This is a genomic window from Chitinimonas taiwanensis DSM 18899 (assembly GCF_900119825.1).
Lineage (GTDB): Bacteria > Pseudomonadota > Gammaproteobacteria > Burkholderiales > Chitinimonadaceae > Chitinimonas > Chitinimonas taiwanensis.
Window position 1 is genome coordinate 1 of record NZ_FPKR01000022.1, and the last position, 4,240, is coordinate 4,240.

The following is a 4,240-nucleotide window of genomic DNA, read 5'->3' on the forward strand; positions in this document are numbered from 1 at the left end:
AGCCAGGACGCCTTCTTCCTGACCGGCGAAACTCAGAACTGGCTCGCCGGCGGCCACCTGAACCTGCTCACCGGCCATCAGCTGCGTCTGGATGCCAACCAGGCGATCAGCTTCACCGGCGGCCTGGCCGAAGGTGACAAGGACCAGGGCCAAGGCCTGAGCGCGATCACCGGCGAAGGCGACCTGCTGATCCAAGCCCACGCCGGCCCGATGAACCTGGCCGCGAAGGGCAAGCTGACGCTGGAATCGGCCAAGGCGGACACCACGCTGGCGGCAGCCAAGACGATCGTGATCCAGACGGCGGGTGGGGCGAGCATCACGCTGGATGGTGGGATCACGGTGGCGTGTCCGGGGACGATTACGGTGAAGGCGAGTAAGAAGAGCTTTGTGGGGGCGGCGAGCTTGAATGTAAAGCTACCGGAACTTGCACACGCACCGATTACTGATATACCCGTGCAATTGAATTTGATGCTCTTTGATACGCCCGGCCCCAATGGCGTTGCGCTGCCCCAGACCGCTTGGCGGATTGTCCAAGCCGCTTCAGAAATGGAGGCGCTTGGCAGTGATGAAGAAATACTTGCGGGGATTAGTGATAGCAGGGGCAAATTGCTTCTCTCTGCTGATCAAAATAAGCAAATACAAGATGCTTACAACGTACACCCAGGCAAGCTTTGGGTTTTGGCAGATAGCCACGCCCATCGTTTAGTGCTGGCAAAAGAGCAAGCGCACTGGACGGACCAGCAAAAACGGCATCAGGCATTGGATGCAATGGGCTATTCCGATCAGCTGAGCATGGCTGGAGATACGCATGTGGACGATGCTCAAGCTAGCTTTGCTCGCCATGAAACAAAGCTAGCGAGTGGTAATGCGATGCTCAAGAATATTAAGGGAAGTAAATAAACCATGACGACCGAGCTACCTAGCCGTACTGCTAGACAAATTATCGGGCCGGATGGGAAATCCGCAGAAGGTACTCTGACCAGTAATCTATGGGTGAATAGCCAGCAAGCTTTTGCTGCGTGCACTGAAGGTAATCTGGCTAAGCCATTTACAAGCGGGAAAGCGTATTTCGAGGATCTTATTCTTGCGATGGATGCCGCCCACCAAGAAATATGCATTACCGGTTGGGCGGTGGCGTGGGATGCTCAGCTGGCAGAAGGAGTACGCCTTTATGATGTATTGCTGCGCGCAGCGTTGGATCGGAACGTAGCTATTTATGTGCTTCCTTGGAAGCATACGAATCCATTGCAAACCTATGACGCTCAGACCGCCAAGGTCTTGCTTGGCATTAATGCGAAGCTTAAGAAGCTAGGGAAACCAAAGCGCGTATTCGTAAAATCTCAAGCTTCTCTGTCTGGGGTGAATAGCACCTATTTCAGTCATCACCAAAAGCAGGTTGTTATTGATCGTAAGATTGCCTATATAGGTGGGCTTGATTTGTATTATGGTCGTTACGATGACGACACATACGATCTTGTCTCTGGTTCAGCATCTCGGAACGTGAATGATCGTTATAACCCATGCATTCCGCCGTTAAAGATACTGAGTGAGGCCGATCCGGAAACGAAAATTGTTGATCCTGACTTGCTGACGGGGGCGCTGGATAATATTGGGATTTTCAGTGATAGTCATGCAACAGCGACGCAAAATAAAATTGATAGTGGTGCGCATCAAGTCCCCTACGCTGAAAATTCGCCGATACTGAATAACGCTAAAACGGATGGCAATACACCGAGCTACGCTTGCCTAGATGAGACAATCCAGCCAAGAATGCCTTGGCAGGATATACACGCCCGTATTGAGGGGCCAGCTGTTTCTGATTTATTACGAAATTTTGTTTTGCGTTGGAATACGGCCACAGGTAATGATCCGCGTTTGCCTTTGCCTGCGGCGCCTAGTAAATATGAGAAAAAGGGAAATGCATTTGTCCAGGTCTTGCGTAGTGCGCCTGCAAATATGTGCGCCGCTGAGACGAAAGCCAATCCAGGCGTGGTCTTGAAGGCGTCTGGGAATGGGGCCCAGACAGATGTCTACACTGCCATGCTGCAATTGATAGAGAAAAGCCGCCATTTTATCTATATAGAGAATCAGTTTTTTGTTTCGAATTTTGGCGAAATTGTTGGCCCGGGTAGGTCTACTGCGGACCCCCTTTCTCCTGCGGGTTTGTTTATTAAAAATGGTGCAATGGGTATTGGCGAAACATCACTTTGGGCTCTTCGGAAGCTTGATGAGCAAAGTGCAGATCAGTTGGATCGCATTCCTCAGAACAGAATTTGTGAAGCATTATGTAAGCGAATTCAACGCGCAATTCTCGATAAGAGCAGACCAAATTTCCATGTCTATATGACACTGCCTGTGCATCCAGAGGGCATGCTGGCGAATGCGTCAATTGCCGTGCAAGTGTTCTGGACTATGCAGTCTTTGGTCTTTGGGCGAATCAGCTTGCTTAATGGAATCCGTCGTTCGCTGAAAGCTCGCCAACTACGTGATGCCGGTGATATGGGCTATATGAGAGCGATTGATCAGCTTGGAAATACTGAGTACGAAGATATCCCTATTGAAGATTGCTTTAATTATGTGACCTTGCTGAATCTAAGGAATTGGGCCTACTTGCCGGGAAAAGATCGTTATGTCACTGAGCAAATCTATGTGCATAGCAAACTCATGATTGTGGATGATATGTATGCACTATTGGGTAGTGCAAATATCAATGATCGGAGTTTGTTGGGTGAGCGGGATTCTGAAATTGCAGTGTTGATTATGGACGGTGACAATGCTCGTGCTGACATCAACGGAAAGGGGAGTCAGCGGCCGGTACGGGCCTTTGCGCATGAGTTGCGCAAAAAGGTCTGGCGAAAGTTGTTTGGTATTGCCGGTGGCGTGCGTCCGGCGAGCCATTTGACCGACGCGATTGACGCCCCCGGCATCCCTGACAGCTGGCGGCGGATTCAGACGCAGGCCAAGAAAAATGCGGCAGCGTATGAGGCGGTGTTTCCGTTTGTGCCACGGGATTGGTCGACTGATAGCCGAAACAATAAAGTACCCGCCCCTATCCTTCCGACTTGGGTAACTGTTAAGGATGAAACCGGTAAGGAATTCAGTGGCCGCTTGGCAAGTCCGATGCCATATGAAAAAGTATTCTGGGAAGCCAAAAGATACAACGAAAATGCGGTTGATCAACTGAAAGATATCGAGGGCTTCTTTACAGCCTTACCCATTAATTGGACGTACAACGAGAACAATCGCATTCCTTACCCAACATCGCTGGTCGCTGATAACAAGCTTCCGTCAGATCTATCGGTGCCGGGTGATCAACACAGTACACAGGTCGCCCAAGGGTCAAACGATGTTCATCGAGGGGGGCAGGTCGCATGATTCTGATCACAAAAATGGGCGGCCCTGCGACCTTGCTCGGTCTAATTGTTGTCTTTACGGCAACAGCCTGTGCACAAGGCATGCCGGATATTACCGATAGTTGGGCTACGGATTGCGTTGGCCGCATGCAGATTAATTTGCCGGGCAATGCCGATGTTGCAGCGATGCCGCCACAGGATTTCATTAAGGAGTTCGAAATTGGTAGTAATCAGCAAATTTATCGGTTGCCAAGCGGTGAGCGGGCTAGTCGTTCATCGTCGGACTATGCAGGTCGGTTGCTGATTTCTCTTCCTCTGTCTCAGAGCGATCGCGCCAAGGTATGGGTTGAAGCTGCTGCCAGGAGAATGCGCAATCAAACTTATCTCAATCAGCACGGGAAGCCGTTCTTTAAGGGCGAGTACGTAGAAGCAAGCCGGCTAGCATGGCACGGTGCCGATTTCTACACCGCCGTTCTTAGCGTGGGCGATAGTGCGATTTTTTGGGAAGCCGAGGGAGCAGCAGAAAAGCAGGGGCTGCGTATCAAACGTTATCAAACCATTTTGTCAGGCCTCAAGCCACGCCCCCCCATGACATCTCCAGCCGAGCCTGGTGTCTGTCTACCTTACGCCTTTATCCGCGATGATGACGATCAGCCATTTCGCTCAATTGGCATTGTCTACCAACTACGCGACCATCCCGACATTACGGTTTTTCTTCAGGATCGATCTGCGGAAGTGGTTTCGCCTTCAAGCGAAAGGCGCCCAGAAACCTACACGCCCAGTTATAAGCTTAATGATTTCTGGGCGCCATTTGGCAGGGATGGCGGCAGCTACCGCTCAGTTTGGTTCCCTCCTGGACGCAACATCAATCTGGCCGGCTACGAGGG

At 51.1% G+C, this 4,240-nt stretch carries 3 protein-coding genes; all 3 read left to right on the top strand.

The features are described 5' to 3' along the window. On the top strand, positions 1-900 hold a 900-nt coding region (locus BT173_RS18870; RefSeq protein WP_139256243.1), incomplete at its 5' end, for a DUF2345 domain-containing protein. Positions 901-903: 3 nt separating this feature from the next. Next, entirely contained in the window at positions 904-3,375 is a 2,472-nt protein-coding gene (locus BT173_RS18875; RefSeq protein WP_072430227.1) for a hypothetical protein, read from the top strand. Next, the coding region (locus BT173_RS19520; RefSeq protein ID WP_217651516.1) for a T6SS immunity protein Tli4 family protein at positions 3,372-4,240 on the top strand (869 nt) is incomplete at its 3' end. The genes BT173_RS18875 and BT173_RS19520, both read left to right, overlap by 4 nt.

Coding starts and splice junctions, on each gene's coding strand:
- BT173_RS18875 (WP_072430227.1), top strand. CDS start 904: ATGACGACCGAGCTACCTAGCCGTACTGCTAGACAAATTATCGGGCCG.